23 protein-coding genes and 1 other annotated feature (1 of these 24 running past the window's edge) are annotated in these 23,150 nt (G+C 57.6%); of the genes, 17 read left to right on the top strand and 6 right to left on the bottom strand.

What is annotated here, in order from left to right:
* Positions 1-279 precede the first annotated feature (279 nt).
* The 4 genes from deoC (at position 280) to deoD (ending at position 4,593) form a co-directional block, all read left to right on the top strand.
* Complete coding sequence (gene deoC / locus AC3EMD_RS23750) at positions 280-1,059, top strand: deoxyribose-phosphate aldolase (protein ID WP_002887784.1); 780 nt, start codon at positions 280-282, stop codon at positions 1,057-1,059.
* Between the two features lie 113 nt (positions 1,060-1,172).
* Positions 1,173-2,495, top strand: coding sequence for a thymidine phosphorylase (deoA, locus tag AC3EMD_RS23745; protein ID WP_302073796.1), 1,323 nt, complete (start codon positions 1,173-1,175; stop codon positions 2,493-2,495).
* A 52-nt stretch (positions 2,496-2,547) separates the two neighbouring features.
* Positions 2,548-3,771 carry a phosphopentomutase gene (gene deoB / locus AC3EMD_RS23740; protein ID WP_012542922.1) on the top strand — a complete coding sequence of 408 codons (1,224 nt, stop codon included), beginning with the start codon at positions 2,548-2,550 and terminating at the stop codon, positions 3,769-3,771.
* Positions 3,772-3,873: 102 nt separating this feature from the next.
* Positions 3,874-4,593, top strand: coding sequence for a purine-nucleoside phosphorylase (gene deoD, locus AC3EMD_RS23735; RefSeq protein ID WP_002887789.1), 720 nt, complete (start codon positions 3,874-3,876; stop codon positions 4,591-4,593).
* Between the two features lie 80 nt (positions 4,594-4,673).
* On the opposite strand, the gene lplA is transcribed toward deoD, so the two are convergent.
* Positions 4,674-5,690, bottom strand: a complete 1,017-nt coding sequence (lplA, locus tag AC3EMD_RS23730) for a lipoate--protein ligase (RefSeq protein WP_050887444.1) — start codon at positions 5,688-5,690, stop codon at positions 4,674-4,676.
* Positions 5,690-6,337: a YtjB family periplasmic protein gene (locus AC3EMD_RS23725; RefSeq protein ID WP_012542920.1), complete on the bottom strand. Its 648-nt coding sequence runs from the start codon at positions 6,335-6,337 to the stop codon at positions 5,690-5,692. Before AC3EMD_RS23725 ends, lplA begins: the two co-directional genes overlap by 1 nt.
* A 104-nt stretch (positions 6,338-6,441) precedes the next feature.
* On the opposite strand from AC3EMD_RS23725, the gene serB reads away from it, so the two are divergent.
* From serB to nadR, 3 genes are read left to right on the top strand one after another with little or no spacing between them, the layout of a single operon-like run.
* A complete protein-coding gene (gene serB / locus AC3EMD_RS23720; protein WP_012542919.1) occupies positions 6,442-7,413 on the top strand; it encodes a phosphoserine phosphatase in 972 nt (323 codons plus the stop codon).
* Between the two features lie 9 nt (positions 7,414-7,422).
* The gene (gene radA, locus AC3EMD_RS23715; RefSeq protein WP_002887800.1) at positions 7,423-8,805 is read left to right on the top strand and encodes a DNA repair protein RadA; all 1,383 of its coding nucleotides are present in this window, start codon (positions 7,423-7,425) and stop codon (positions 8,803-8,805) included.
* Positions 8,806-8,826: 21 nt separating this feature from the next.
* The gene (nadR, locus tag AC3EMD_RS23710; RefSeq protein WP_002887802.1) at positions 8,827-10,059 is read left to right on the top strand and encodes a multifunctional transcriptional regulator/nicotinamide-nucleotide adenylyltransferase/ribosylnicotinamide kinase NadR; all 1,233 of its coding nucleotides are present in this window, start codon (positions 8,827-8,829) and stop codon (positions 10,057-10,059) included.
* 93 nt (positions 10,060-10,152) lie between these two features.
* Here the strand turns inward: nadR and ettA are convergent, their stop codons facing one another.
* A complete protein-coding gene (gene ettA / locus AC3EMD_RS23705; protein WP_012968984.1) occupies positions 10,153-11,820 on the bottom strand; it encodes an energy-dependent translational throttle protein EttA in 1,668 nt (555 codons plus the stop codon).
* A gap of 228 nt (positions 11,821-12,048) precedes the next feature.
* On the opposite strand from ettA, the gene sltY reads away from it, so the two are divergent.
* Together sltY and trpR are read left to right on the top strand one after the other, a co-directional pair.
* A complete protein-coding gene (gene sltY, locus AC3EMD_RS23700; protein WP_302073795.1) occupies positions 12,049-13,986 on the top strand; it encodes a murein transglycosylase in 1,938 nt (645 codons plus the stop codon).
* Positions 13,987-14,074: 88 nt separating this feature from the next.
* Positions 14,075-14,404, top strand: coding sequence for a trp operon repressor (trpR, locus tag AC3EMD_RS23695; RefSeq protein ID WP_008807518.1), 330 nt, complete (start codon positions 14,075-14,077; stop codon positions 14,402-14,404).
* Here the strand turns inward: trpR and yjjX are convergent.
* A complete protein-coding gene (yjjX, locus tag AC3EMD_RS23690) occupies positions 14,391-14,906 on the bottom strand; it encodes an inosine/xanthosine triphosphatase (protein WP_008807517.1) in 516 nt (171 codons plus the stop codon). The two genes, trpR and yjjX, sit on opposite strands and share 14 nt — an antisense overlap.
* Before the next feature lie 113 nt (positions 14,907-15,019).
* Between yjjX and gpmB the strand changes: the two genes are divergently transcribed.
* Positions 15,020-15,667, top strand: a complete 648-nt coding sequence (gene gpmB / locus AC3EMD_RS23685) for a 2,3-diphosphoglycerate-dependent phosphoglycerate mutase GpmB (RefSeq protein ID WP_008807516.1) — start codon at positions 15,020-15,022, stop codon at positions 15,665-15,667.
* Here the strand turns inward: gpmB and robA are convergent.
* Positions 15,664-16,533 (bottom strand): MDR efflux pump AcrAB transcriptional activator RobA, encoded by an 870-nt coding sequence (gene robA, locus AC3EMD_RS23680; protein WP_008807515.1) that lies wholly within the window; start codon positions 16,531-16,533, stop codon positions 15,664-15,666. The genes gpmB and robA overlap by 4 nt on opposite strands.
* A gap of 209 nt (positions 16,534-16,742) precedes the next feature.
* Here robA and creA point away from each other — a divergent pair, with 209 nt between their 5' ends.
* From creA to creD, 4 genes are read left to right on the top strand one after another with little or no spacing between them, the layout of a single operon-like run.
* Positions 16,743-17,216 (top strand): protein CreA, encoded by a 474-nt coding sequence (gene creA, locus AC3EMD_RS23675; RefSeq protein ID WP_012542917.1) that lies wholly within the window; start codon positions 16,743-16,745, stop codon positions 17,214-17,216.
* A 12-nt stretch (positions 17,217-17,228) separates the two neighbouring features.
* On the top strand, positions 17,229-17,918 hold the full coding sequence (gene creB, locus AC3EMD_RS23670) for a two-component system response regulator CreB (protein WP_008807513.1): 690 nt from the start codon (positions 17,229-17,231) through the stop codon (positions 17,916-17,918).
* Entirely contained in the window at positions 17,918-19,342 is a 1,425-nt protein-coding gene (gene creC, locus AC3EMD_RS23665) for a two-component system sensor histidine kinase CreC (RefSeq protein ID WP_302073794.1), read from the top strand. Before creB ends, creC begins: the two co-directional genes overlap by 1 nt.
* 60 nt (positions 19,343-19,402) lie before the next feature.
* Positions 19,403-20,761, top strand: a complete 1,359-nt coding sequence (creD, locus tag AC3EMD_RS23660) for a cell envelope integrity protein CreD (protein WP_048331155.1) — start codon at positions 19,403-19,405, stop codon at positions 20,759-20,761.
* A 62-nt stretch (positions 20,762-20,823) separates the two neighbouring features.
* Here the strand turns inward: creD and arcA are convergent, their stop codons facing one another.
* A complete protein-coding gene (gene arcA / locus AC3EMD_RS23655) occupies positions 20,824-21,540 on the bottom strand; it encodes a two-component system response regulator ArcA (RefSeq protein WP_002887843.1) in 717 nt (238 codons plus the stop codon).
* A 95-nt stretch (positions 21,541-21,635) separates the two neighbouring features.
* Between arcA and yjjY the strand changes: the two genes are divergently transcribed.
* The 3 genes from yjjY to thrL all read left to right on the top strand — a co-directional run bounded on the left by yjjY (position 21,636) and on the right by thrL (position 23,139).
* On the top strand, positions 21,636-21,776 hold the full coding sequence (yjjY, locus tag AC3EMD_RS23650; RefSeq protein ID WP_001541509.1) for a YjjY family protein: 141 nt from the start codon (positions 21,636-21,638) through the stop codon (positions 21,774-21,776).
* Between the two features lie 396 nt (positions 21,777-22,172).
* Positions 22,173-22,859, top strand: coding sequence for a tRNA/rRNA methyltransferase (locus AC3EMD_RS23645; RefSeq protein ID WP_038422090.1), 687 nt, complete (start codon positions 22,173-22,175; stop codon positions 22,857-22,859).
* A gap of 211 nt (positions 22,860-23,070) precedes the next feature.
* Positions 23,071-23,139 carry a thr operon leader peptide gene (gene thrL / locus AC3EMD_RS23640; RefSeq protein WP_004222578.1) on the top strand — a complete coding sequence of 23 codons (69 nt, stop codon included), beginning with the start codon at positions 23,071-23,073 and terminating at the stop codon, positions 23,137-23,139.
* Positions 23,078-23,150 (top strand) — a sequence feature (Thr leader region); it runs 45 nt beyond the window's last position. (Overlaps the previous gene by 62 nt.)

Here is a 23,150-nt window from a genome sequence, read left to right as displayed (position 1 = left end):
TGCGCCATGGCGTCGAGAAACCTTAGTAGGATATGTTAGAATAATAACATCATCACTCACTGCGCTTTGCCGGTTATGCTTAAACAGGACGTAAAGATAAGCGTCGCGATGATGGATGATTAATTGTGACTCACATCACATCACAGTAATGCAAATTAGTAAGTAGTTTTCATTAACTGTGATGAATGTCGAAGTGTAACAGCGAGTGGATGTTACAATAGTAACAGACTCGCAAGGTGAACAAACTATTGATCCGGCATGACGCCGGCGGAGTATGAAATGACTGATTTAAAAGCAAGCAGCCTGCGCGCGTTAAAACTGATGGACCTGACCACCCTGAATGACGACGACACCAATGAGAAAGTCATTGCCCTGTGTCATCAGGCGAAAACCCCGGTGGGTAACACTGCGGCGGTGTGTATCTACCCGCGCTTCATCCCGATTGCCCGTAAAACGCTGAACGAGCAAGGAACGCCGGATATTCGCATCGCCACGGTCACCAACTTCCCGCACGGTAATGACGATATCGACATTGCGCTGGCGGAAACCCGCGCAGCGATCGCTTACGGTGCCGATGAAGTGGACGTGGTCTTCCCGTACCGCGCGCTGATCGCCGGCAACGAGCAGGTCGGTTTCGAGCTGGTGAAAGCCTGTAAAGAGGCCTGCGCGGCGGCCAACGTGCTGCTGAAAGTGATCATCGAAACCGGTGAGCTGAAAGAAGAAGCGCTGATCCGCAAAGCGTCTGAAATCTCTATCAAGGCAGGCGCTGACTTTATCAAGACTTCGACCGGTAAAGTGCCGGTGAATGCGACGCCGGAAAGCGCGCGCATCATGATGGAAGTGATCCGCGATATGGGCGTTGAGAAAACCGTTGGCTTCAAGCCTGCCGGCGGCGTACGCAGCGCGGAAGATGCGCAGCAGTTCCTGGCGATCGCTGATGAACTGTTCGGCGCCGACTGGGCCGATTCTCGTCACTATCGTTTTGGCGCATCCAGCCTGCTGGCTAGCCTGTTGAAAGCGCTGGGTCACGGCGACGGCAAGAGCGCCAGCAGCTACTAATCCCTTGATTTGCCGGATGGCGCTGCGCTTATCCGGCCTACGAATGGATGCCTGTAGGCCGGATAAGGCGCTCGCGCCGTCATCCGGCAATTTATTCTCTTTGGGAGGTTACCGTGTTTCTCGCACAAGAAATTATTCGTAAAAAACGTGATGGTCATGCATTAAGCGATGAAGAGATCCGCTTTTTCATCAACGGCATCCGCGACAATACTATCTCAGAAGGGCAGATCGCCGCGCTGGCGATGACCATTTTCTTCCACGATATGTCCATGCCGGAGCGTGTTTCGCTGACCATGGCGATGCGGGATTCCGGCACCGTTCTCAACTGGAAAAGCCTTAACCTCAACGGCCCGATCGTCGATAAACACTCCACCGGCGGCGTGGGTGACGTGACCTCGCTGATGTTGGGGCCAATGGTGGCCGCCTGCGGCGGTTATGTACCGATGATCTCCGGGCGTGGCCTCGGCCATACCGGCGGTACGCTGGATAAACTGGAAGCGATCCCGGGCTTCGATATCTTCCCGGACGACAACCGCTTCCGCGAGATTATTAAAGATGTCGGCGTGGCGATTATCGGGCAGACCAGCTCGCTTGCTCCGGCCGACAAACGTTTCTATGCCACCCGCGATATTACCGCGACGGTGGACTCCATCCCGCTGATTACCGCCTCGATTCTGGCCAAGAAACTGGCGGAAGGGCTGGACGCGCTGGTGATGGACGTCAAAGTCGGCAGCGGCGCCTTTATGCCGACTTATGAACTCTCTGCCGCGCTGGCCGAAGCGATCGTGGGTGTTGCCAACGGCGCCGGCGTGCGTACCACCGCGCTGCTGACCGATATGAATCAGGTGCTGGCATCCAGCGCCGGCAACGCCGTTGAAGTTCGCGAAGCGGTGCAGTTCCTGACCGGCGAATATCGCAACCCACGCCTGTTCGACGTGACGATGGCGCTGTGTGTGGAAATGCTGATCTCCGGCAAGCTGGCGGCGGATGACGCCGAGGCGCGCGCGAAGCTGCAGGCGGTGCTGGATAACGGTAAAGCGGCGGAAGTCTTTGGCCGCATGGTCGCGGCGCAGAAAGGGCCGACCGACTTTGTCGAGAATTATGATCATTATCTGCCGACGGCGATGCTGAGCAAAGCGGTCTATGCTGATACCGAAGGTTTTATCAGCGCGATGGATACTCGCGCGCTGGGAATGGCAGTGGTTTCTATGGGCGGCGGCCGCCGCCAGGCATCAGATACCATTGACTATAGCGTTGGCTTTACCGATATGGCGCGTCTGGGTGACCACGTTGACGGACAGAGTCCGCTGGCGGTGATCCATGCCAAAGACGAGAACAGCTGGCAGGAGGCCGCGAAAGCGGTCAAAGCGGCCATTAAACTGGACGATAAAGCCCCGGAAATTACACCGACAGTCTATCGCCGCATCACTGAATAGCGATATACTGATCTGATCGCTTTTTTGCAGCGCAAGATGTATGGAGAACAAGATGAAACGTGCATTTATCATGGTGCTGGACTCCTTTGGGATTGGTGCAACGGAAGACGCTGACCGCTTTGGCGACGTCGGCGCCGATACGATGGGCCACATTGCGGAAGCCTGCGCCAAAGGCGAGGCTGACAATGGCCGCAAGGGCCCGCTGAATTTACCGAACCTGACCCGTCTGGGTCTGGTGAAAGCGCATGAAGGTTCTACCGGTAAAATTGCCGCCGGAATGGATGGCAATGCCGAAGTGATTGGTGCCTATGCCTGGGCGCATGAACTCTCTTCTGGTAAAGATACGCCGTCCGGTCACTGGGAAATCGCCGGTGTGCCGGTGCTGTTTGACTGGGGCTACTTTAGCGACCATGAAAACAGCTTCCCGCAGGAGCTGCTGGATAAGCTGGTGAAGCGTGCGAACCTGCCGGGCTACCTCGGCAACTGCCACTCCTCCGGGACGGTGATCCTCGATCAGCTCGGCGAAGAACATATGAAAACCGGGAAACCGATCTTCTATACCTCCGCTGACTCAGTGTTCCAGATCGCCTGTCACGAAGAGACCTTTGGCCTCGACAAGCTGTATGAGCTGTGCGAAATCGCGCGTGAAGAGCTGACCGAAGGCGGCTATAACATTGGCCGCGTCATCGCCCGTCCGTTTATCGGCGACAAAGCCGGTAACTTCCAGCGTACCGGCAACCGTCACGATCTGGCGGTCGAACCGCCGGCGCCGACCGTGCTGCAGAAGCTGGTTGACGAGAAGAACGGCCACGTGGTGTCCGTGGGTAAAATCGCCGACATCTACGCCAACTGCGGCATCACTAAGAAAGTGAAAGCCACCGGGCTGGACGCGCTGTTCGACGCGACCATCAAAGAGATGAAGGAAGCGGGCGACGAGACCATCGTCTTCACTAACTTCGTCGACTTTGACTCCTCCTGGGGCCACCGTCGCGATGTCGCCGGCTACGCGGCGGGTCTGGAGCTGTTTGACCGCCGTCTGCCGGAGCTGATGGAGCTGGTTGGCGAAGACGACATTCTGATCCTCACCGCCGACCACGGCTGTGACCCGACCTGGACCGGTACCGACCATACCCGCGAGCATATTCCGGTGCTGGTGTACGGCCCGAAAGTGAAACCGGGTTCGCTCGGTCACCGTGAAACCTTCGCGGATATCGGCCAGACTATTGCGAAATACTTTGGTACGTCTGACATGGAATATGGCAAAGCCATGTTCTGAGGTCATTGCCCGGTGGCGCACAGCGATCCGGGCCTACGATTTGTAGGCCGGGTAAGGCGTAGCCGCCACCCGGCAAAAACAACAATGTAAAAGGAACTGAAGATGGCAACTCCTCACATTAACGCAGAAATGGGCGATTTCGCTGACGTCGTTTTGATGCCGGGCGACCCGCTGCGCGCGAAGCACATTGCAGAAACCTTCCTTGAAGACGTTCGTGAAGTGAACAACGTGCGCGGCATGCTGGGCTTCACCGGTACTTATAAAGGCCGCAAAATCTCCGTGATGGGCCACGGGATGGGTATCCCGTCCTGCTCAATCTACACCAAAGAGCTGATCACCGATTTCGGCGTGAAGAAAATCATCCGCGTGGGCTCCTGCGGCGCGGTGCGTGAAGATGTCAAACTGCGTGACGTGGTGATCGGCATGGGCGCGTGCACCGACTCTAAAGTGAACCGTCTGCGTTTCAAAGACCATGATTTCGCGGCGATTGCCGATTTCGGCATGGTGCGTAACGCGGTAGACGCGGCGAAAGCGCTGGGCGTTGACGCGCGCGTAGGCAACATCTTCTCCGCTGACCTGTTCTATACGCCAGACCCGTCCATGTTCGACGTGATGGAAAAATACGGCATCCTGGGCGTGGAAATGGAAGCGGCCGGGATCTACGGAGTGGCGGCAGAATTCGGCGCGAAAGCGCTGACCATCTGCACCGTCTCCGACCACATCCGTACTCACGAGCAGACCACTGCCGCTGAGCGTCAGACGACCTTCAACGATATGATCAAAATCGCACTGGAATCGGTACTGCTGGGCGATAAAGAATAAGACCTGTTGTGCCGGGTGGCGGCTTCGCCTGACCCGGCCTACGGTTTTCCAGGCCCGCTAAGCGCAGCGGGCTTTTTTTATTAGCGCACCGCGCCGGCTATCCACGCCGACAGTTCTTTGAGTTCCGCTTCCTGCTCCGGGAAATCGCCGACCAGCGCCTTACACTGCTGCTGCAAGACTTCCGCCCGATACTGACAGCCAACTAAGCGTGCCGCCAGGGCCTCCAGCGGCGCCGGGTTCAGGCTATCGGTAAAGGCTTGTGCGCGGGTGATATGGCCTTTCTCGACATCAAAATGCAGCTCAACGCCGCCCCAGCGAAAGCGCTCGTCCAGCAGATGAGAGAAGGCCGGCGCCTGGCCGAAGTTCCACTCCCAACTGCTCTGGCGGGCGAAGGTCTCGGCAAAATTCGGCAGGTCCGGCGTGTTGTCCGGGGAGATCACCTCGGCGTCCACCCGTTCGCCGTAATGGCTGAAGAACGCCTCCTGAATCGCCTCGCAAATGTGCTGATGAGTAATACCCGGCAGCAGCTCAACCAGGTTCGCCACGCGACCGCGCACCGAGGTAATGCCTTTGGCCTGTAGCTTTTTCTGGTCCGGGTTAAGGTAGTTAGCGAGGCGACTTAAATCGGCATTCAGCAGCAGGGTGCCGTGATGGAAACCGCGGTCGATGGTCTCGCGATAGGCGGATCCAGACACTTTGCGGTCGCCGCTGTCGGTTTTGACCACCAGATCGTTGCGCCCGGAGGCTTCGGCGGTTACGCCGAGTGAATTGAGCGCCGCCAGCACGATAGCGGTGGAGACGGTTTTGTCGTACTCCGGTTTGCCTGCCATAAAGGTAAAGCAGGTATTGCCGAGGTCGTGGAACACCGCGCCGCCGCCGCTGCTGCGACGGGCCAGCCGCACGTGATCTTCCTCCATGCGGCGAGTATTACACTCCTTCCACGGATTCTGCGCGCGGCCGATGACCACGGTATCGGCATTGCGCCACAGGAACAGCACCCGCTGGGTGGCGGGCATCTGGCGGAAAATACACTCTTCGACCGCCAGGTTGAACCACGGGTCGTAAGAGTCAGAGAGCAGGAGGCGCAATGTGGACATTATAGATTTCCTTTCTTTTCATCGTCTTCATCCTCAACCGGTTTGTTGGCGGTGAGCAGGAAGGGCGATTGCTGCCAGCGGGTGCGTTTACCCTGCAGCAGCGTGCGGGTCAGCACCACGCCGATAGCCAGGGACAGTAACAGCATCAGGCGTAATATATTGGTGGTATTATCCACCTGCTTCGCCTCGGTCGCCAGGGTATGAGTATCGAGGGTCAGACGCAGGTAGCCCAGCGGGCCGTTTTTTCCCGGAACCGGCTCGACAATCTGCTGGTTGAAGTAGCCGCCGGCTTTTTTGCCATCCAGCGCCAGCCGGTCGCGAACCTCGACGCTTTCGCCAGAGCGTGCCACCAGGTCGCCCTGTTCGTCATACACGCCGGCGTCCAGTACGCGGCTGTTATGGGTCAGCTGCGTCAACAGTTGATTAATGCGCTTCTCGTCCGGTGTTTCGCTGCGCATCAGCGGCACGAGATTCAGTACCACCTGCTGCGCCAGCGTGCGGGCCAGCTCTTCCAGCTGCGGATTGCGTTGTTTCTGACTGTTCTGACTGAACCACGAGGCGCCCTGCATCAGTGCGACGAGCAGCGCCAGACAGATAAGGACAATGACCGCACGATGCAGCCGGAATTTCAGTTTTGCGCGAACCATATTCCACCTTTGAAAATTTGCAGCTTAATGTTGCCAGAAGCGCTGGTTACAAGGTAGCCTCATGCGTTATTTTCCTCGCCTGAATGAAGAGATGTGGAGCCGTAATGCCTAACAGTTTGACCTGGTGCGACCTGCCTGAAGACGTTTCCCTGTGGCCTGGGTTGCCGCTTTCCCTGAGCGGCGATGAGGTCATGCCGCTGGATTATCACGCCGGGCGCAGCGGCTGGCTGCTGTACGGGCGTGGGCTGAATAAGCGCCGTCTGACGGACTGGCAGCGCGAGCTGGGCGCCGCGTTAGTGATCGTTGCCTCCTGGGTGGTCGAGGATTACCAGGTGATCCGCCTGGCCGGTTCGCTGACTCCCCGTGCGACGCGACTGGCGCATGAGGCGGGGCTGGACGTCGCGCCATTGGGTAAAATCCCCCATCTGCGCACCCCAGGGCTACTGGTGATGGATATGGACTCCACGGCGATCCAGATCGAATGCATCGATGAGATTGCGAAACTGGCTGGCACCGGCGAGCTGGTCTCGGAAGTGACCGAGCGGGCGATGCGTGGGGAGCTGGACTTCACCGCCAGCCTGCGCCAGCGCGTGGCGACGCTGAAAGATGCGGATGCCACTATTTTACTGCAGGTGCGCGACGCGCTGCCGCTGATGCCGGGCCTGGCACAGCTGGTGCTCAAGCTGGAAACGTTAGGCTGGAAAGTGGCGATCGCCTCCGGCGGCTTCACCTTCTTTGCCGAGTACCTGCGCGACAAGCTACATCTCGACGCGGTGTTCGCCAATGAACTGGAGATCCGCGACGGCAAGCTCACCGGCAACGTGCTCGGCGATATCGTCGATGCGAAATATAAAGCCAATACGTTGCGCAAGCTGGCGGAAAAGTATGAGATCCCAACGGCGCAAACTGTGGCTATCGGTGATGGCGCCAACGACCTGCCGATGATTAAGGCGGCAGGCCTCGGCATCGCCTATCACGCGAAGCCTAAAGTGAATGAACAGGCGGAAGTGACTATCCGCCACGCTGACCTGATGGGGGTATTCTGTATTCTCTCGGGCAGCATGAACCAAAAGTAAGAGGTAAACGTGGCGAAAGCTCCAAAACGCGCATTTGTCTGTAATGAATGTGGTGCGGATTATCCGCGCTGGCAGGGGCAGTGCAGCGCCTGCCATGCCTGGAACACCATCACCGAGATGCGCATCGCCGCGTCGCCGCAGGTGGCGAGAAACGAGCGTCTTTCAGGCTATGCCGGTAACGCCGGCGTGTCGAAGGTGCAGAAGCTGTCAGATATCAGCCTGGAGGCGCTGCCGCGTTTCTCCACCGGCTTTAAAGAGTTTGACCGCGTGCTGGGCGGCGGCGTAGTGCCGGGCAGCGCGATCCTGATTGGCGGCAACCCCGGCGCCGGGAAATCGACGCTGCTGCTGCAAACCCTCTGCAAACTTGCGGAGGGGATGAAAACCCTGTACGTCACCGGGGAGGAGTCCCTGCAACAGGTGGCGATGCGCGCCCATCGTCTCGGGTTGCCGACGGCCAACCTGAACATGCTCTCGGAAACCAGCATTGAGCAGATCTGTCAGATCGCCGATGAAGAAAAGCCGCAGCTGATGGTGATCGACTCCATCCAGGTGATGCATATGGCCGACGTGCAGTCGTCGCCGGGCAGTGTCGCCCAGGTACGTGAAACCGCGGCTTATTTGACGCGCTTTGCTAAAACTCGCGGCGTGGCGATTGTGATGGTCGGCCACGTCACCAAAGATGGCTCGCTGGCCGGTCCGAAGGTGCTGGAGCACTGTATCGACTGCTCGGTGCTGCTGGACGGGGATGCCGATTCCCGTTTCCGCACCCTGCGCAGCCACAAAAACCGCTTTGGCGCGGTCAATGAACTCGGCGTTTTCGCCATGACCGAGCAGGGCCTGCGCGAAGTCAGCAACCCCTCCGCTATCTTCCTTAGCCGGGGAGATGAAATCACCTCCGGCAGTTCGGTGATGGTGGTCTGGGAAGGGACCCGCCCGCTGCTGGTGGAGATCCAGGCGCTGGTGGATCACTCGATGATGTCCAACCCGCGCCGCGTGGCGGTGGGGCTGGAACAGAACCGTCTGGCGATCCTGCTGGCGGTGCTGCATCGTCACGGCGGCCTGCAGATGGCCGATCAGGACGTCTTCGTCAACGTGGTTGGCGGGGTGAAGGTTACCGAAACCAGCGCTGACCTGGCGCTGCTGCTGGCGATGGTTTCCAGCCTGCGCGATCGCCCGCTGCCGCAGGATCTGGTGGTCTTTGGCGAAGTCGGGCTGGCCGGGGAAATTCGCCCGGTGCCGAGCGGTCAGGAGCGTATATCCGAAGCGGCGAAGCATGGTTTCCGCCGCGCCATCGTCCCGGCGGCCAATGTGCCGAAAAAAGTACCGGAAGGCATGCAAATCTTTGGTGTGAAAAAGCTTTCAGACGCGCTAAGCGTTTTTGACGACTTATAATAAGTTAAAAGGAGATTAGCGATGTCGTCATTTGACTATTTAAAAAGCGCCATTAAGCAGAAAGGCTGTACCCTGCAGCAGGTGGCGGAAGCCAGCGGAATGACCAAGGGGTATCTCAGCCAGCTGCTGAATGCCAAAATCAAAAGCCCGAGCGCGCAGAAGCTTGAAGCGCTGCATCGTTTCCTCGGGCTGGAGTTTCCCCGCCGGCAGAAAAGCGTCGGGGTGGTGTTTGGTAAGTTTTACCCGCTGCATACCGGGCATATCTATCTGATACAGCGCGCCTGTAGCCAGGTCGATGAGCTGCATATCATCATGGGCTATGACGATACCCGCGACCGCGAGCTGTTTGAAGAGAGCGCCATGTCGCAGCAGCCGACGGTGCCTGACCGCCTGCGCTGGCTGCTGCAGACCTTTAAATATCAGAAGAATATTCGCATCCACGCCTTCAATGAAGAGGGGATGGAGCCCTATCCGCATGGCTGGGACGTCTGGAGCCATGGGATCCGCGCTTTTATGAGTGAAAAAGGGATCGAGCCGAACCGGATCTATACCTCGGAAGAGGCCGATGCGCCGCAGTACCTTGAGCATCTGGGGATCGAGACGGTGCTTATCGATCCTAAGCGGACCTTTATGAATATTAGCGGCGGGCAGATCCGCGAGAACCCGTTCCGCTACTGGGAATATATTCCGACGGAAGTGAAACCGTTCTTTGTGCGGACGGTGGCGATCCTCGGCGGCGAGTCGAGCGGTAAATCGACGCTGGTCAATAAGCTCGCCAATATCTTCAATACCACCAGCGCCTGGGAATATGGCCGGGATTATGTCTTTTCGCATCTTGGCGGCGATGAGATGGCGCTCCAGTATTCGGATTACGATAAAATTGCCCTCGGACATGCGCAGTATATTGATTTTGCAGTGAAATACGCCAACAAGGTGGCGTTTATCGATACCGACTTCGTCAGCACTCAGGCCTTCTGCCTGAAGTACGAGGGGCGTGAGCACCCGTTCGTGCAGGCGCTGATTGATGAATACCGTTTCGACCTGGTGATCCTGCTGGAGAACAATACCCCGTGGGTGGCCGATGGGTTACGCAGCCTTGGGAGTTCGGTGGATCGTAAAGAGTTTCAGTCGCTGCTGGTGTCGCTGCTGAAAGAGAACGAGATCGAGTTTGTCCATGTTAAGGAGTCGGACTACGATGCCCGGTTCCTGCGCTGCGTTGAGCTGGTGAAACAGCTGATGGGCGAGCAGGGGTAGGGGCTCTGCGGGCTGTTGCCCTCACCCCAACCCTCTCCCGGTGGGAGAGGGAGCAAACCCTAAAAAAGGCAACTTGCGTTGCCTTTTTGTGTTTTATTTCGCGATACGCTTGTACTTGATTCGCTTCGGCTCCAGCGCGTCGGCGCCGAGGGTGCGTTTCTTATACTCTTCGTATTCGGTAAAGTTACCTTCGAAGAACTCAACCTTACCTTCATCCTGGTAATCCAGAATGTGGGTGGCAATACGGTCAAGGAACCAGCGGTCGTGCGAGATAACCATCGCGCAGCCCGGGAACTCCAGCAGGGCGTTTTCCAGCGCGCGCAGGGTTTCGATATCCAGGTCGTTGGTTGGTTCATCGAGCAGCAGGACGTTACCGCCGACCTGCAGCAGTTTCGCCAGGTGCAGACGACCACGCTCACCGCCGGACAGCTCGCCAACGCGTTTACCCTGGTCGACGCCTTTGAAGTTAAAGCGGCCCACGTAGGCGCGGCTCGGCATCTCGGTGTTGCCGATCTTCATGATATCCAGGCCGCCGGATACTTCTTCCCACACGGTCTTGCTGTTGTCCATCGCGTCGCGGAACTGATCGACGGAGGCCAGCTTAACGGTTTCACCCAGGGTGATGGTGCCGGAATCTGGCTGCTCCTGGCCGGACATCATACGGAACAGGGTGGATTTACCCGCGCCGTTCGGACCGATGATGCCGACGATAGCGCCTTTCGGTACCGAGAAGCTCAGATCGTCAATCAGCACGCGGTCGCCGTAGGATTTGCGCAGATGGCTGACTTCCAGAACTTTATCGCCCAGACGCGCGCCTGGCGGAATGAACAGTTCGTTAGTCTCGTTGCGTTTCTGGTATTCGACGTTGTTAAGCTCTTCAAAGCGCGCCAGACGGGCTTTGCCCTTAGACTGACGGCCTTTCGCGCCCTGGCGAACCCACTCGAGCTCTTTCTCGATGGATTTACGACGCGCCGCTTCCTGAGAAGCTTCCTGCGCCAGACGCTGATCTTTCTGCTCCAGCCAGGAGGAGTAGTTGCCTTCCCACGGAATACCTTCGCCGCGGTCAAGTTCGAGGATCCAGCCGGCGACGTTGTCGAGGAAGTAACGGTCGTGGGTAATCGCCACCACGGTGCCTTCGAAATCGTGCAGGAAGCGTTCCAGCCAGGCGACGGACTCGGCGTCCAGGTGGTTAGTCGGTTCGTCGAGCAGCAGCATATCTGGTTTTTCCAGCAGCAGGCGGCACAGCGCGACGCGGCGGCGTTCACCACCGGAAAGATTCGCGATTTTCGCATCCCAGTCCGGCAGGCGCAGGGCATCGGCCGCGCGCTCCAGCTGCACGTTCAGGTTGTGGCCGTCGTGCGCCTGGATAATCTCTTCGAACTTGCCTTGCTGGGCGGCAAGCTTATCGAAGTCCGCATCCGGCTCGGCGTATTTGGCATACACTTCGTCCAGACCCTTCAGCGCGTTAACCACTTCGGCGACCGCTTCTTCAACGGACTCGCGCACGGTGTGCTCCGGGTTGAGCTGCGGCTCCTGCGGCAGGTAGCCGATTTTGATGCCAGGCTGCGGACGCGCTTCACCTTCGATCTCGGTGTCGATACCGGCCATGATGCGCAGCAGGGTAGACTTACCGGCGCCGTTCAGACCGAGCACACCGATTTTCGCGCCAGGGAAGAAGCTGAGGGAGATATTTTTCAAAATATGACGTTTCGGCGGAACCACTTTGCCGACACGATGCATGGTATAAACGAATTGAGCCACGTTGGACTTCGCCTCTTTCTATTTTGATAGATAGTTCAAAGCCGAAGTGTAGCCTTTTTCGCGCGCTAATCCCAGCGAGGCGACAGGATTCACAGAAGCGTAAAAAAATGTCCAGGACATGGCGCGTTTAGCGTTGTCTGATTAGCATAAGTAAAGCTGCCTGCCGAACCGGCGGGGGCTTTTAAGCGGCACGATGCTGCGAAAATGCACCGGAAAGAGGAAGAGCTTGTGGAAAAAGCCAAAAAAATGGCGTGGCGTCTTTTGGCTGCCAGCGTTGGTCTGTTGACGTTGAGTCAGCTGGCGCATGCGGATTCACTGGATGAACAGCGCAACCGCTACGCACAAATTAAGCAGGCGTGGGATAACCGGCAGATGGATGTAGTCGACCAGCTGATGCCCACGTTAAGCACCTATCCCCTGTACCCCTATTTGCAGTACCGGCAGATCACCGACGATCTGATGAACCAGCCGGCGCTGGTGGTGAAAAACTTTATTGACGCCAATCCGACGCTGCCCCCGGCGCGTTCCTTACGTTCGCGCTTCGTGAATGAGCTGGCCCGGCGCAGCGACTGGCGCGGCCTACTGGCGTTTAGTCCCGATAAGCCGACCAGCACCGAGGCACAGTGCAACTATTACTACGCCAAGTTGAGCGTGGGGCAGTCGCAGGAAGCCTGGAGCGGGGCGAAAGACCTGTGGTTGACGGGCAAGAACCAGCCTGGCGCCTGTGAGCCGCTGTTCAGCGCCTGGCGCGACTCCGGACAGCAGGATCCGCTGGCCTATCTCGAACGGATCCGCCTGGCGATGAAGGCCGGCAATATCGGGCTGGTCAAATCGCTGGCTCAGCAAATGCCCGGCAACTATCAGAGCATCGCTTCCGCCGTCGTCGCCCTGGCTAACGATCCAAACAGCGTTCTGACCTTCGCCCGCACCACCGGGGCGACAGACTTTACCCGTCAGATGGCCGCCGTCGCCTTCGCCAGCGTCGCCCGTCAGGATGTGGAAAATGCCCGCCTGATGATCCCTTCGCTGGTGCAGGCTCAGCAGCTCAATGAGGATCAGACTCAGGAGCTACGTGATATTGTCGCCTGGCGCCTGATGGGTACCGATGTAACCGAAGAGCAGGCTATCTGGCGCGATGACGCGATCATGCGCTCACAGTCCACGCCGCTGGTGGAGCGGCGCGTGCGGATGGCGCTGGGGACGGGCGATCGCCATGGTCTGAACACCTGGCTGGCGCGCCTGCCGATGGAGGCGAAAGAGAAAGACGAATGGCGCTACTGGCAAGCGGATCTGCTGCTTGAGCGCGGCAGGGACGAGGAGGCGCAGGCGATCCTTCGCTCGTTGATGCAACAGCGAGGCTTCTATCCGATGGTCGCTGCGCAGCGACTTGGCGAGGAGTATACCTTCCGCATCGATAAAGCCTCGGGAACGATCGATCCGGCGCTGGCTTCCGGTCCGGAGATGGCGCGGGTACGCGAGCTGATGTACTGGAATATGGATAACACCGCGCGCACCGAATGGGCGAACCTCGTCACCAGCCGAACCAAATCCCAGCAGGCGCAGCTGGCGCGTTACGCTTTTGATCAGCACTGGTGGGATCTGAGCGTGCAGGCGACGATCGCCGGCAAACTGTGGGATCAGCTGGAGGAGCGCTTCCCGCTGGCGTATAACGATCTGTTCGCGCGTTACATCAGTGACAAAGATATCCCGCAGAGCTATGCGATGGCGATTGCCCGTCAGGAGAGTGCCTGGAACCCGAAAGTGCGCTCGCCGGTTGGCGCCAGCGGACTGATGCAGATTATGCCGGGCACCGCGACGCATACCGTCAGCATGTTCAGCATTCCCGGCTACAGCGGCCCGTCGCAGCTGTTGGATCCGGAAACCAACATCAACATCGGCACCAGCTATCTGCAGTATGTCTACCAGCAGTTCGGCAATAACCGTATCTATGCCTCGGCGGCCTATAACGCCGGGCCGGGCCGGGTTCGTACCTGGCAGGGGAACAGCGCCGGACGGATCGATGCGGTGGCGTTTATCGAGAGTATTCCGTTCTCGGAAACCCGCGGCTACGTGAAGAATGTCCTCTCCTATGACGCCTACTATCGCTACTTTATGGGGCAGCAGGATAAGCTCTTCAGCGATGCGGAGTGGCGGCAGCGTTACTGATCGCCGGGAAGTATGTTATGCTTTGTACTCGTTGAAGAGTACATTCGACGGGCAGCGTAAGCTGCCCGTCTCAATATGGTGGCGCGATATGACCCAACAATCTCCTTATTCCGCGGCCGTTGCCGAACAACGTCATCAGGAGTGGCTGCGCTTTGTGGCGCTGTTACAGCAGGCCTATGCTGAGGATCTGCATCTGCCATTGCTGCAGCTGATGCTGACCCCCGACGAGCGCGAAGCGCTGGGCACCCGGGTGCGCATTATTGAAGAGCTGCTGCGCGGCGAGATGAGCCAGCGCGAACTGAAAAATGAGCTCGGCGCCGGGATTGCGACCATTACCCGCGGGTCGAACAGCCTGAAATCAGCGCCGGCCGAACTGCGTCAGTGGCTGGAACAGACGCTGTTGGCTAGCGATAAATAGCGTTATGAAACGGGCTCAACGCCAGCACGACCGCCTGATGGTAAACGCTGCTGCGGGTTAATTTTCCACCGGTGAAAACCCCAATCGCTCCCTCTTTACGACCGATCTGGTCGATGCCGGTATACTGCGACATGACCGGTCCCAGGGCTTCACCAGCGCGAACCTGCTCAAGAATAACCTCAGGTAACGGCAGCGTGGCTGAGCGTGCTTCTCCGCGCCGATCAGCGCTTTCAATGACCACCCAGCTAAAGGTGCTGCCATCGTCGATACCGGCCTCAATGGCCACCCAGAAATCGGCACTGGGTTGGACAAGACGCGCATTGGCGACGCGATTTCGTGCGCCAGCGCGCGTTTCCTCGCTGCCGAAGGGCTGTTCCGGCACGCCGCTCTCGACGGAGACGGACTCAATATGGCAGGATCCTTCGCCGAAAATCTCGTTAAAAGCCTGCAGAATTGCCTGAATTTTGGCGGGATTAGTGGTCGCTGAGACAACATGGTGCATAATCAAAACAACTCAGAATAAACTAACGTCATCGCAGTATACTCTAAATCACCCTCAGGGCAGGCGGTAATGCCCAAACCCGGTTGATAACGAGTCCAGAACGGAAAAAAAGCATGTTACAGGTATACCTTGTTCGCCACGGTGAAACGCAGTGGAACGCCGAGCGACGTATTCAGGGTCAGTCCGATAGCCCGCTGACCGCACACGGTGAGCGCCAGGCCTGGCAGGTTGGCGAGCGCGCCAGAACGCTGGGGATCACCCATATTATTACCAGCGATCTGGGACGAACCCGCCGCACAGCAGAGATTATCGCCGAAGCCTGCGGCTGTAGCGTGATCGCCGATGCGCGTCTGCGCGAGCTGGATATGGGGGTGCTGGAGAAGCGCCATATCGACTCGCTCAGCGACGAAGAAGAGGGCTGGCGTCGCCAGCTGGTCAACGGCACGCCGGATGGCCGTATTCCGCAGGGCGAATCGATGCAGGAGCTCAGCGAGCGGATGCATGCGGCGCTGGCATCCTGTCTGGAATTACCGGCCGGTAGCCGACCGCTGCTGGTGAGTCATGGGATTGCGCTGGGCTGCCTGGTAAGCACGATTTTAGGGCTGCCGGCATACGCTGAGCGTCGTTTGCGACTGCGCAACTGCTCTATCTCGCGCGTTGACTATCAGCAAAGCCCGTGGCTGGCTTCCGGCTGGGTGGTGGAAACGGCGGGCGACGTCTCGCATCTTGACGCCCCCGCGATGGACGAGCTGCAGCGTTAACGACGAATCGGGATCAGATACTCGCAGCGTAACTGAATCGGCGTAGCCTGATCCCGGTTTTCATCTTCAGGGTAGAAGCGTTCAATATCCAGCCCCTTGCGACGGGTCAGGTTTAGCATCGGCATGCAGGTACCGTAGACCGTCAGGATGAATTCCTGCAGGCCGGTGCCCAGTCCTTCATACGTGAACATGACATACTCGCCGCCCTCCAGGGTGACCGGGTGGGCGTTCTGCAGATGACCATTAGCCATCTCCGGCGTCAACGCGGTGGTATAGAACACTTCCTGCTCATCGTCTTTCTCCAGGCTCGGACGCGGCTCATGCAGCCCGTAGAGCACCGGAGGGATCGACGGCGAATTGCCGAGGAAGTCCCGCCAGAACTGGACGCGCATCTGGTTGCGGAAATCGGAGATTTCCTCGAGCTTACAGGTATAGCTCTGGGTGACGCCGAGCAACTGAGTGGTGGGCAGGGCGACAAATTCATGCTTTGGCAGCGTGAATTCGCCAAGACGCAGCGGCGGACGCATACCGAACGAGCTCCAGTCCGGGGAGCGGCGGTAGAGCGCCGGCGTCAGCGAGAACTGCTTTTTAAATGCCCGGGTGAAGGTCTGCTGGGAGTCGAAACGGTACTGAAGCGCAATATCAAGGATTGGGCGGGCGGTTAGACGTAATGCGACAGCAGATTTCGATAACCGGCGCGCGCGAATATAGGCACCGATGGCATGGCCGGTGACATCCTTAAACATTCGCTGTAAATGCCACTTGGAATAACCTGCCTTCGCCGCCACATTGTCCAGAGAAAGCGGCTGATCCAGGTGACCTTCCAGCCAGCTAAGGAGATCGCGAATAATCCCTGCTTGATCCATAAAATGTCCCCATCCTTAAACACAGGTGCCTGATATTAAAGTAGCGGATAATAGCATTTTTTGATGTTTTAGCATTCAGTGTTTTTTTTGCTTTTAAATGCGGAAGGTCAGTGGAGCTGAACGATAATTTTGTAAAGCTGTGATCTATAAACCTTTTCTGCTAAGTGCGTGATAATCACTCAGCTATATTTTTTAATAATGGTAACAATATGAAATACAAGAAGTTTGCGATGGGCCTGCTGCTGCTGGCCGGCTGCCAGATGGCTCAGGCGGAGCAGATTGGTTCCGTGGATACGGTCTTCAAATGGTTAGGGCCGGATCACAAAATTGTCGTCGAAGCCTTTGACGATCCGGATGTGCAGAACGTGACCTGCTATATCAGCCGGGCGAAAACCGGCGGGATCAAAGGCGGGTTGGGGCTGGCGGAAGATACCTCCGACGCGGCCATCTCCTGCCAGCAGGTCGGGCCGATTGAGCTGACGGACAAAATCAAAAACGGCAAAAGCCAGGGTGACGTGGTGTTCCAGAAGCGCACCTCGCTGGTGTTTAAAAAACTGCAGGTCGTGCGCTTCTATGATGCCAAGCGCAATGCGCTGGTCTATCTGACCTACTCGGATAAAGTGGTTGATGGCTCGCCGAAGAACGCCATCAGCGCCGTGCCGATCATGCCATGGAATAAATAAACGGGAGCGCGCATGCAGCAGCCACGGATTTGGTTAGTCGAGGATGAACAGAGTATCGCTGATACCCTGGTTTACCCGCTGCAGCAGGAGGGCTTCCAGGTCACCGTCTTTGGCCGCGGGTTGCCCGCGCTGGAGGCGGCGGCGCATCAGGCGCCCGATGTCGCCATCCTTGACGTCGGCTTGCCGGATATCAGCGGCTTTGAGCTCTGTCGGCGCATGCTGACGCGTTATCCGGCGCTGCCGGTGCTGTTTCTGACGGCGCGGAGCGACGAGGTCGATAAGCTGCTGGGGCTGGAAATCGGCGCTGACGATTATATCGCCAAGCCGTTTTCGCCGCGCGAAGTCTGCGCGCGGGTGCGAACCGTGCTGCGGCGACTGCAGAAGTTTGCCGCGCCTTCGCCGGTGGTGCGCGTCGGCGAGTTTGTGCTCGATGAGCAGGCGGCGTCGATAAGCTGGTTCGGCCAGCCGCTGAACCTGACGCGCTACGAATTCCTGCTGTTGAAAACCCTGCTTCACGCGCCTGGTCGCGTCTTCTCCCGTCAGCAATTGATGGAGCTGGTGTGGAGCGATGCCTGGGAAAGCCTCGACCGTACCGTCGATACCCATATCAAAACCCTGCGCGCCAAGCTGCGGGCCGTGAATCCCGAGGTTACGCCGATCAATACCCATCGCGGCATGGGCTACAGCCTGGGGCGTGGCTGATGCGTATCGGCATGCGCCTGCTGCTGGGCTATTTTCTTATCGTCGCTATCGCCGCGTGGTTTGTGCTGTCGATCTTTGTCCAGGAAGTGAAGCCAGGCGTGCGCGGGGCGACGGAGGGGACCCTCAACGATACCGCCACGCTGCTGGCGGCGCTGGCGCGTGAGGACCTGCTGGCGGCAAATCCGCAGCAGGGCAGGCTGGCTCAGGCCTTTCAACAGCTCAACCAGCAGCCGATCAACGCCCATATTGGCGGAATTAAAAAGGTGCGTAATGAGTACCGTGTCTATCTGACCGATGCCAGGGGCAAGGTAGTGTTTGACTCCAGCGAACAGGCGACAGGGCAGGACTATTCGCGCTGGAATGACGTCTGGCTCACCCTGCGCGGCCAGTACGGCGCGCGCAGTACGCGCAGCGATCCGCATGATGAAACCAGCTCAGTCATGTATATCGCCGCGCCAGTGATGGATAAGGGGCGGATTATCGGGGTGCTGAGCGTCGGTAAACCCAACCTGGCGATGACGCCGGTCATCAAGCGCAGCGAACGGCGGATCCTCTGGGCCGGCGGCGCCCTGCTGGGCATTGCGTTGTTGATTGGCGTCGGCGTCGTCTGGTGGATCAATTTCTCTATCGGCAAGCTGGTGCGCTATGCGGACTCGGTGACCGCTGAGCGCCCGCTGCCGCTGCCGGAGGTTGGCAGCAGCGAATTGCGCAAGCTGGCCCAGGCCCTGGAGAGCATGCGGGTAAAGCTCGAAGGTAAGAATGCCATCGAAAACTATGTCTATGACCTGACCCATGAACTGAAAAGCCCGCTGGCGGCCATCCGCGGCGCGGCGGAGATCCTGCGCGAAGGGCCGCCGCCTGAGGTAGCGGCGCGGTTTACTGATAATATCCTCGCGCAAAACACCCGGATGCAACTGCTGGTGGAGCGGCTGCTCCAGCAGGCGCGACTGGAAAGCCGGCTGGAGATAAAGCCGCAGCCGGTGTCGATAGATGCGCTATACCAACGGCTGACGGAGGAGCGTGACATCGCTCTGGCGGCGAAAGCTATCACCCTGCGCTGGCGGGAGAGTGGGATGCTGGTCAATGGCGATGGCGAGCTGCTGGCCCAGGCGCTGGGTAATCTGCTCGACAACGCGATTGACTTTACCCCCCAGGGCGGCGAGATCGCCCTGGCTGCGGAGAAGCGAAATGAAGAGGTGCAATTGAGCGTTATCGACAACGGGTGCGGTATTCCGGACTATGCCCTGGAACGAATCTTTGAGCGATTCTATTCGCTGCCGCGCGAAGACGGCCATAAGAGCAGCGGCCTGGGACTGGCGTTCGTTCGTGAAGTCGCGCGCCTGCATCAGGGTGATATTCATCTGCACAATCGCCCCGAAGGCGGCGTGGTCGCCACGCTGCGGCTTCACCGTCCCTTCACATAGCTTCAAATTCCCCCCACATAGCCGCTCTACAGTGAGGCCATCACGATAGGGAGAAAGGCTATGTTGAAATCACCGTTATTCTGGAAAATCACCACGTTAATCGGTTGTGTTGTGCTGTTATCTTTGCCGTTAATGATGGTCAGGGAGCTTATTAATGAGCGGGCGGATTATCGTAGCGAAGTGGTGGACGCCATTGAGCAAAGCACCAGTGGCTCGCAAAAACTCGCCGGGCCGCTGATCGCCATTCCGGTGACCGAGACCCTGACCCGCATGGAGAACCAAAAAGAGGTCAACTATCAGCGGAGCTGGGTGTATTACTGGCTGCCGGAGTCGCTGGCGGTCACCGGCAAACAGACCGTGGAGTCGAGGAGGGTGGGCATCTACAGCGGCCAGGTCTGGCATAACGCCTTGCAGATTAAGGCCTCGTTTGATCCGCTGCGTCTGGCGGCGCTGAGAAAAACGAATATCGTCTTAGGCCAGCCGCGGCTGGTGGTGAGCGTCGGCGATGCCCGCGGCATTGGCGCCATCCATGCCCCGGAGGTCAACGGTAACGTATTAAGCGTGGAGCCGGGGCTGGGGATAAGCGGCGATGGCGCAGGTATTCATATGCCAATGCCTGCGCTGGCGGAGGACAACAAGCCGCTTGAGATTGCCTTTTCACTCGATCTGAACGGGACGGGAGAGTTTTCACTGGTGCCGATCGGGCGTAACAGCGAGCTGCAGTTAACCAGTAACTGGCCGCATCCCGGCTTTCTCGGCAGCTTCCTGCCAACGCAACGGGAAGTGAGTGCTGCCGGCTATCGCGCCCACTGGCAAAGCAGCTGGTTCGCCAACGATATGGGGAGCTATTTTAAGGATGATATGGAGATCCCGTGGTCGCGACTGCCGGCGTTCAGTGCCGATGTGATGTCGCTTGCCGACCAGTACCAGCTAACCGATCGGGCGACAAAATATGCCATCCTGTTAATCGGGCTCACCTTTATGGCTTTTTTCGTGTTCGAGAGCCTGACCCGTCATCCCCTGCATCCGATGCAGTATCTGCTGGTGGGCCTGTCGCTGGTGCTGTTTTACCTGGTGCTACTGGCGCTCTCGGAGCACGTTGGATTTACCGCCGCGTGGCTGGCGGCCAGCCTGTCCGGCGCGGTGATGAACGGGGTCTATTTACAGGCAGTGCTCAGGGGATGGCGTAACAGCCTGCTGTTTGTCGCCGCGCTGCTACTGCTGGATGGGGTGATGTGGTTTCTGCTGCATTCCGAGGACAGCGCGCTACTGCTGGGTACCGGGGTACTGGTACTGGCGCTGAGCGTCCTGATGTTTTTGACCCGCCGGGTGGACTGGTATGCGTTATCGTTACCGAAAGGCAGTGCGCCCCCGCCGCCGGCTGCCGATGACGACAAGCTGCGCCTCTGGAAAGAGTGACGACATAAAAAAACGGCGCCCTGAGGCGCCGTTTTCACATCATGACTGCGGAATAAAACGCATTATTCCTGCAGATCGCCACAGAAACGGTAGCCTTCACCGTGAATGGTGGCGATGATTTCCGGGGTATCCGGAGTGGATTCGAAGTGTTTACGAATCCGACGAATGGTCACGTCAACGGTACGGTCATGCGGCTTCAGCTCGCGACCGGTCATTTTCTTCAGCAGCTCGGCGCGAGACTGAATTTTGCCCGGATTTTCGCAGAAGTGCAGCATCGCGCGGAATTCACTGCGCGGCAGCTTGTACTGCTCGCCGTTCGGGCTCACCAGTGAGCGGCTGTTGATATCGAGTTCCCAACCATTGAACTTGTAGCTCTCCACGCTGCGGCGCTCTTCGCTCACGGTACCGAGATTCATGGTACGGGAGAGCAGGTTGCGCGCGCGGATGGTCAGCTCACGCGGGTTAAACGGTTTAGTGATATAGTCGTCAGCGCCGATTTCGAGGCCAAGGATCTTATCCACTTCGTTGTCGCGGCCGGTTAAGAACATCAGCGCGACGTCAGCCTGCTCACGCAACTCGCGCGCCAGCAGAAGACCATTTTTACCCGGCAGGTTGATATCCATGATTACCAGGTTGATATCATTTTCAGACAGGATCTGATGCATTTCCGCGCCATCGGTCGCTTCGAATACATCGTAACCTTCTGCTTCGAAAATACTTTTTAACGTGTTGCGTGTTACCAACTCGTCTTCAACGATAAGAATGTGCGGGGTCTGCATGTTTGCTACCTAAATTGCCAACTAAATCGAAACAGGAAGTACCAAAGTCCCTGACCTGCCTGCTGCATGTCGCAAATTAACATGCGCGGCGTAACATGACTAAAGTACGTAATTGCGTTCTTGATGCACTTTCCATCAACGTCAACAACATCATTAGCTTGGTCGTGGGTACTTTCCCTCTGGACCCGACGGTGTCAAAAACGGCTGTCATCCTAACCATTTTAACAGCAACATAACAGGCTAAGAGAGGCCGAACACCCAATAAAACTACGCTTCGTTGACATATATCAAGTTCAATTGTAGCACGTTAACAGTCTTGTGAAATCATTGCATCGTCATGCTCTTTATAGTCACAATCCTTACACAGCTCAACTAGTTGCGTGGATAAATTAATAAATACAGTGAATCCAATGCATGGAACGATGGCTCAGATGAAATTTCATTGCCCATCATATGGATAAATGGGTTCTGTTAACATACTCCTCGTCATGGCCTCCTGAGAACAGTTTAGATTTTTTTATGGGTAAGCAAACGCAATTTTAGTGATTTTTGTTGCAAATTTGTAAATTTTCACCGCGTAAAATGGTGGGGCCAGCGCTTCGCCAACGCCTGAGAGAGAGAAAGAAACCGCAATGCGTTTAACGATTATTTTAGTCGCCCCAGCCCGGGCAGAAAACGTCGGTGCCGCTGCCAGAGCAATGAAAACGATGGGATTTCGCGATCTCAGGATCGTGGACAGTGAAGCCCACCTGGCGCCAGCGGCACGCTGGGTGGCGCATGGTTCAGGTGATATCCTCGATGGCGTCACTACCTATCCAACCCTTGCTGCGGCGCTGCACGACGTCGATTTTACCGTCGCCACCACCGCCCGCAGTCGCGCGCGGTTTCATTACTACGCCACGCCGCAGCAACTGTTGCCGCTGCTGGAGGAGAAGGCGCAGTGGATGACGCACGCGGCGCTGGTTTTTGGCCGTGAAGACTCCGGGTTGAGCAATGAGGAGCTGGCCCTGGCCGATGTGCTCACCGGCGTGCCGATGGTAGCGGATTATCCATCGCTCAATCTCGGCCAGTCGGTGATGGTCTACTGTTATCAATTAGCATCGCTTATGCAACAAACGGCTCCCGCCGCCACCGCGGCAGATCATCATCAGCTGCAGGCGTTACGCATCCGCACCGAGGCATTGCTTTCGCGTTTAGGCGTGGAAGAGGATGCCAAACTGGCCGACTGGCTGGCGCAACGAATGGGGCTGCTGCAGCAGCGCGACACGGCAATGTTGCATCGATTGCTGCATGATATTGAAAAAAACCTACCAGAATAAAGCTCTATCATATTTTTTAGTTATAGTTATATGTGCTGTTTTTGTGGGATAAATTCCGCCGAACTGGATGTTTTTTCTTGCCATGACGGCGCAATACGTAAGCTGGCTGAAATGGGGTTAATTGAGAAATTCATTGACTTAAGAAGGCAGATACTTTAACCAATATAGGCAGGACACACAGACAGATAAAAATACAGAGTACACAACATCCATGAATCGCATCGGCATGATTACCACCATTATCACCACCACCATTACCACAGGTAACGGTGCGGGCTGACGCGTACAGGA

This window comes from Klebsiella sp. PK18 (assembly GCF_057784655.1).
Note: the sequence above shows the minus strand (reverse complement) of the source record. Positions and strands in the feature narration are given on the sequence as shown.

Bases quoted from the DNA above. Each gene is read 5' to 3' on its own strand.
- robA (WP_008807515.1), bottom strand. From the start codon at position 16,533: ATGGATCAAGCAGGGATTATTCGCGATCTCCTTAGCTGGCTGGAAGGT.
- deoD (WP_002887789.1), top strand. From the start codon at position 3,874: ATGGCAACTCCTCACATTAACGCAGAAATGGGCGATTTCGCTGACGTC.
- lplA (WP_050887444.1), bottom strand. From the start codon at position 5,690: ATGTCCACATTGCGCCTCCTGCTCTCTGACTCTTACGACCCGTGGTTC.
- serB (WP_012542919.1), top strand. From the start codon at position 6,442: ATGCCTAACAGTTTGACCTGGTGCGACCTGCCTGAAGACGTTTCCCTG.
- gpmB (WP_008807516.1), top strand. From the start codon at position 15,020: ATGTTACAGGTATACCTTGTTCGCCACGGTGAAACGCAGTGGAACGCC.
- deoB (WP_012542922.1), top strand. From the start codon at position 2,548: ATGAAACGTGCATTTATCATGGTGCTGGACTCCTTTGGGATTGGTGCA.
- arcA (WP_002887843.1), bottom strand. From the start codon at position 21,540: ATGCAGACCCCGCACATTCTTATCGTTGAAGACGAGTTGGTAACACGC.
- AC3EMD_RS23645 (WP_038422090.1), top strand. From the start codon at position 22,173: ATGCGTTTAACGATTATTTTAGTCGCCCCAGCCCGGGCAGAAAACGTC.
- trpR (WP_008807518.1), top strand. From the start codon at position 14,075: ATGACCCAACAATCTCCTTATTCCGCGGCCGTTGCCGAACAACGTCAT.
- yjjY (WP_001541509.1), top strand. From the start codon at position 21,636: ATGACTAAAGTACGTAATTGCGTTCTTGATGCACTTTCCATCAACGTC.
- creB (WP_008807513.1), top strand. From the start codon at position 17,229: ATGCAGCAGCCACGGATTTGGTTAGTCGAGGATGAACAGAGTATCGCT.
- AC3EMD_RS23725 (WP_012542920.1), bottom strand. From the start codon at position 6,337: ATGGTTCGCGCAAAACTGAAATTCCGGCTGCATCGTGCGGTCATTGTC.
- creD (WP_048331155.1), top strand. From the start codon at position 19,403: ATGTTGAAATCACCGTTATTCTGGAAAATCACCACGTTAATCGGTTGT.
- deoC (WP_002887784.1), top strand. From the start codon at position 280: ATGACTGATTTAAAAGCAAGCAGCCTGCGCGCGTTAAAACTGATGGAC.
- creA (WP_012542917.1), top strand. From the start codon at position 16,743: ATGAAATACAAGAAGTTTGCGATGGGCCTGCTGCTGCTGGCCGGCTGC.
- nadR (WP_002887802.1), top strand. From the start codon at position 8,827: ATGTCGTCATTTGACTATTTAAAAAGCGCCATTAAGCAGAAAGGCTGT.
- creC (WP_302073794.1), top strand. From the start codon at position 17,918: ATGCGTATCGGCATGCGCCTGCTGCTGGGCTATTTTCTTATCGTCGCT.
- yjjX (WP_008807517.1), bottom strand. From the start codon at position 14,906: ATGCACCATGTTGTCTCAGCGACCACTAATCCCGCCAAAATTCAGGCA.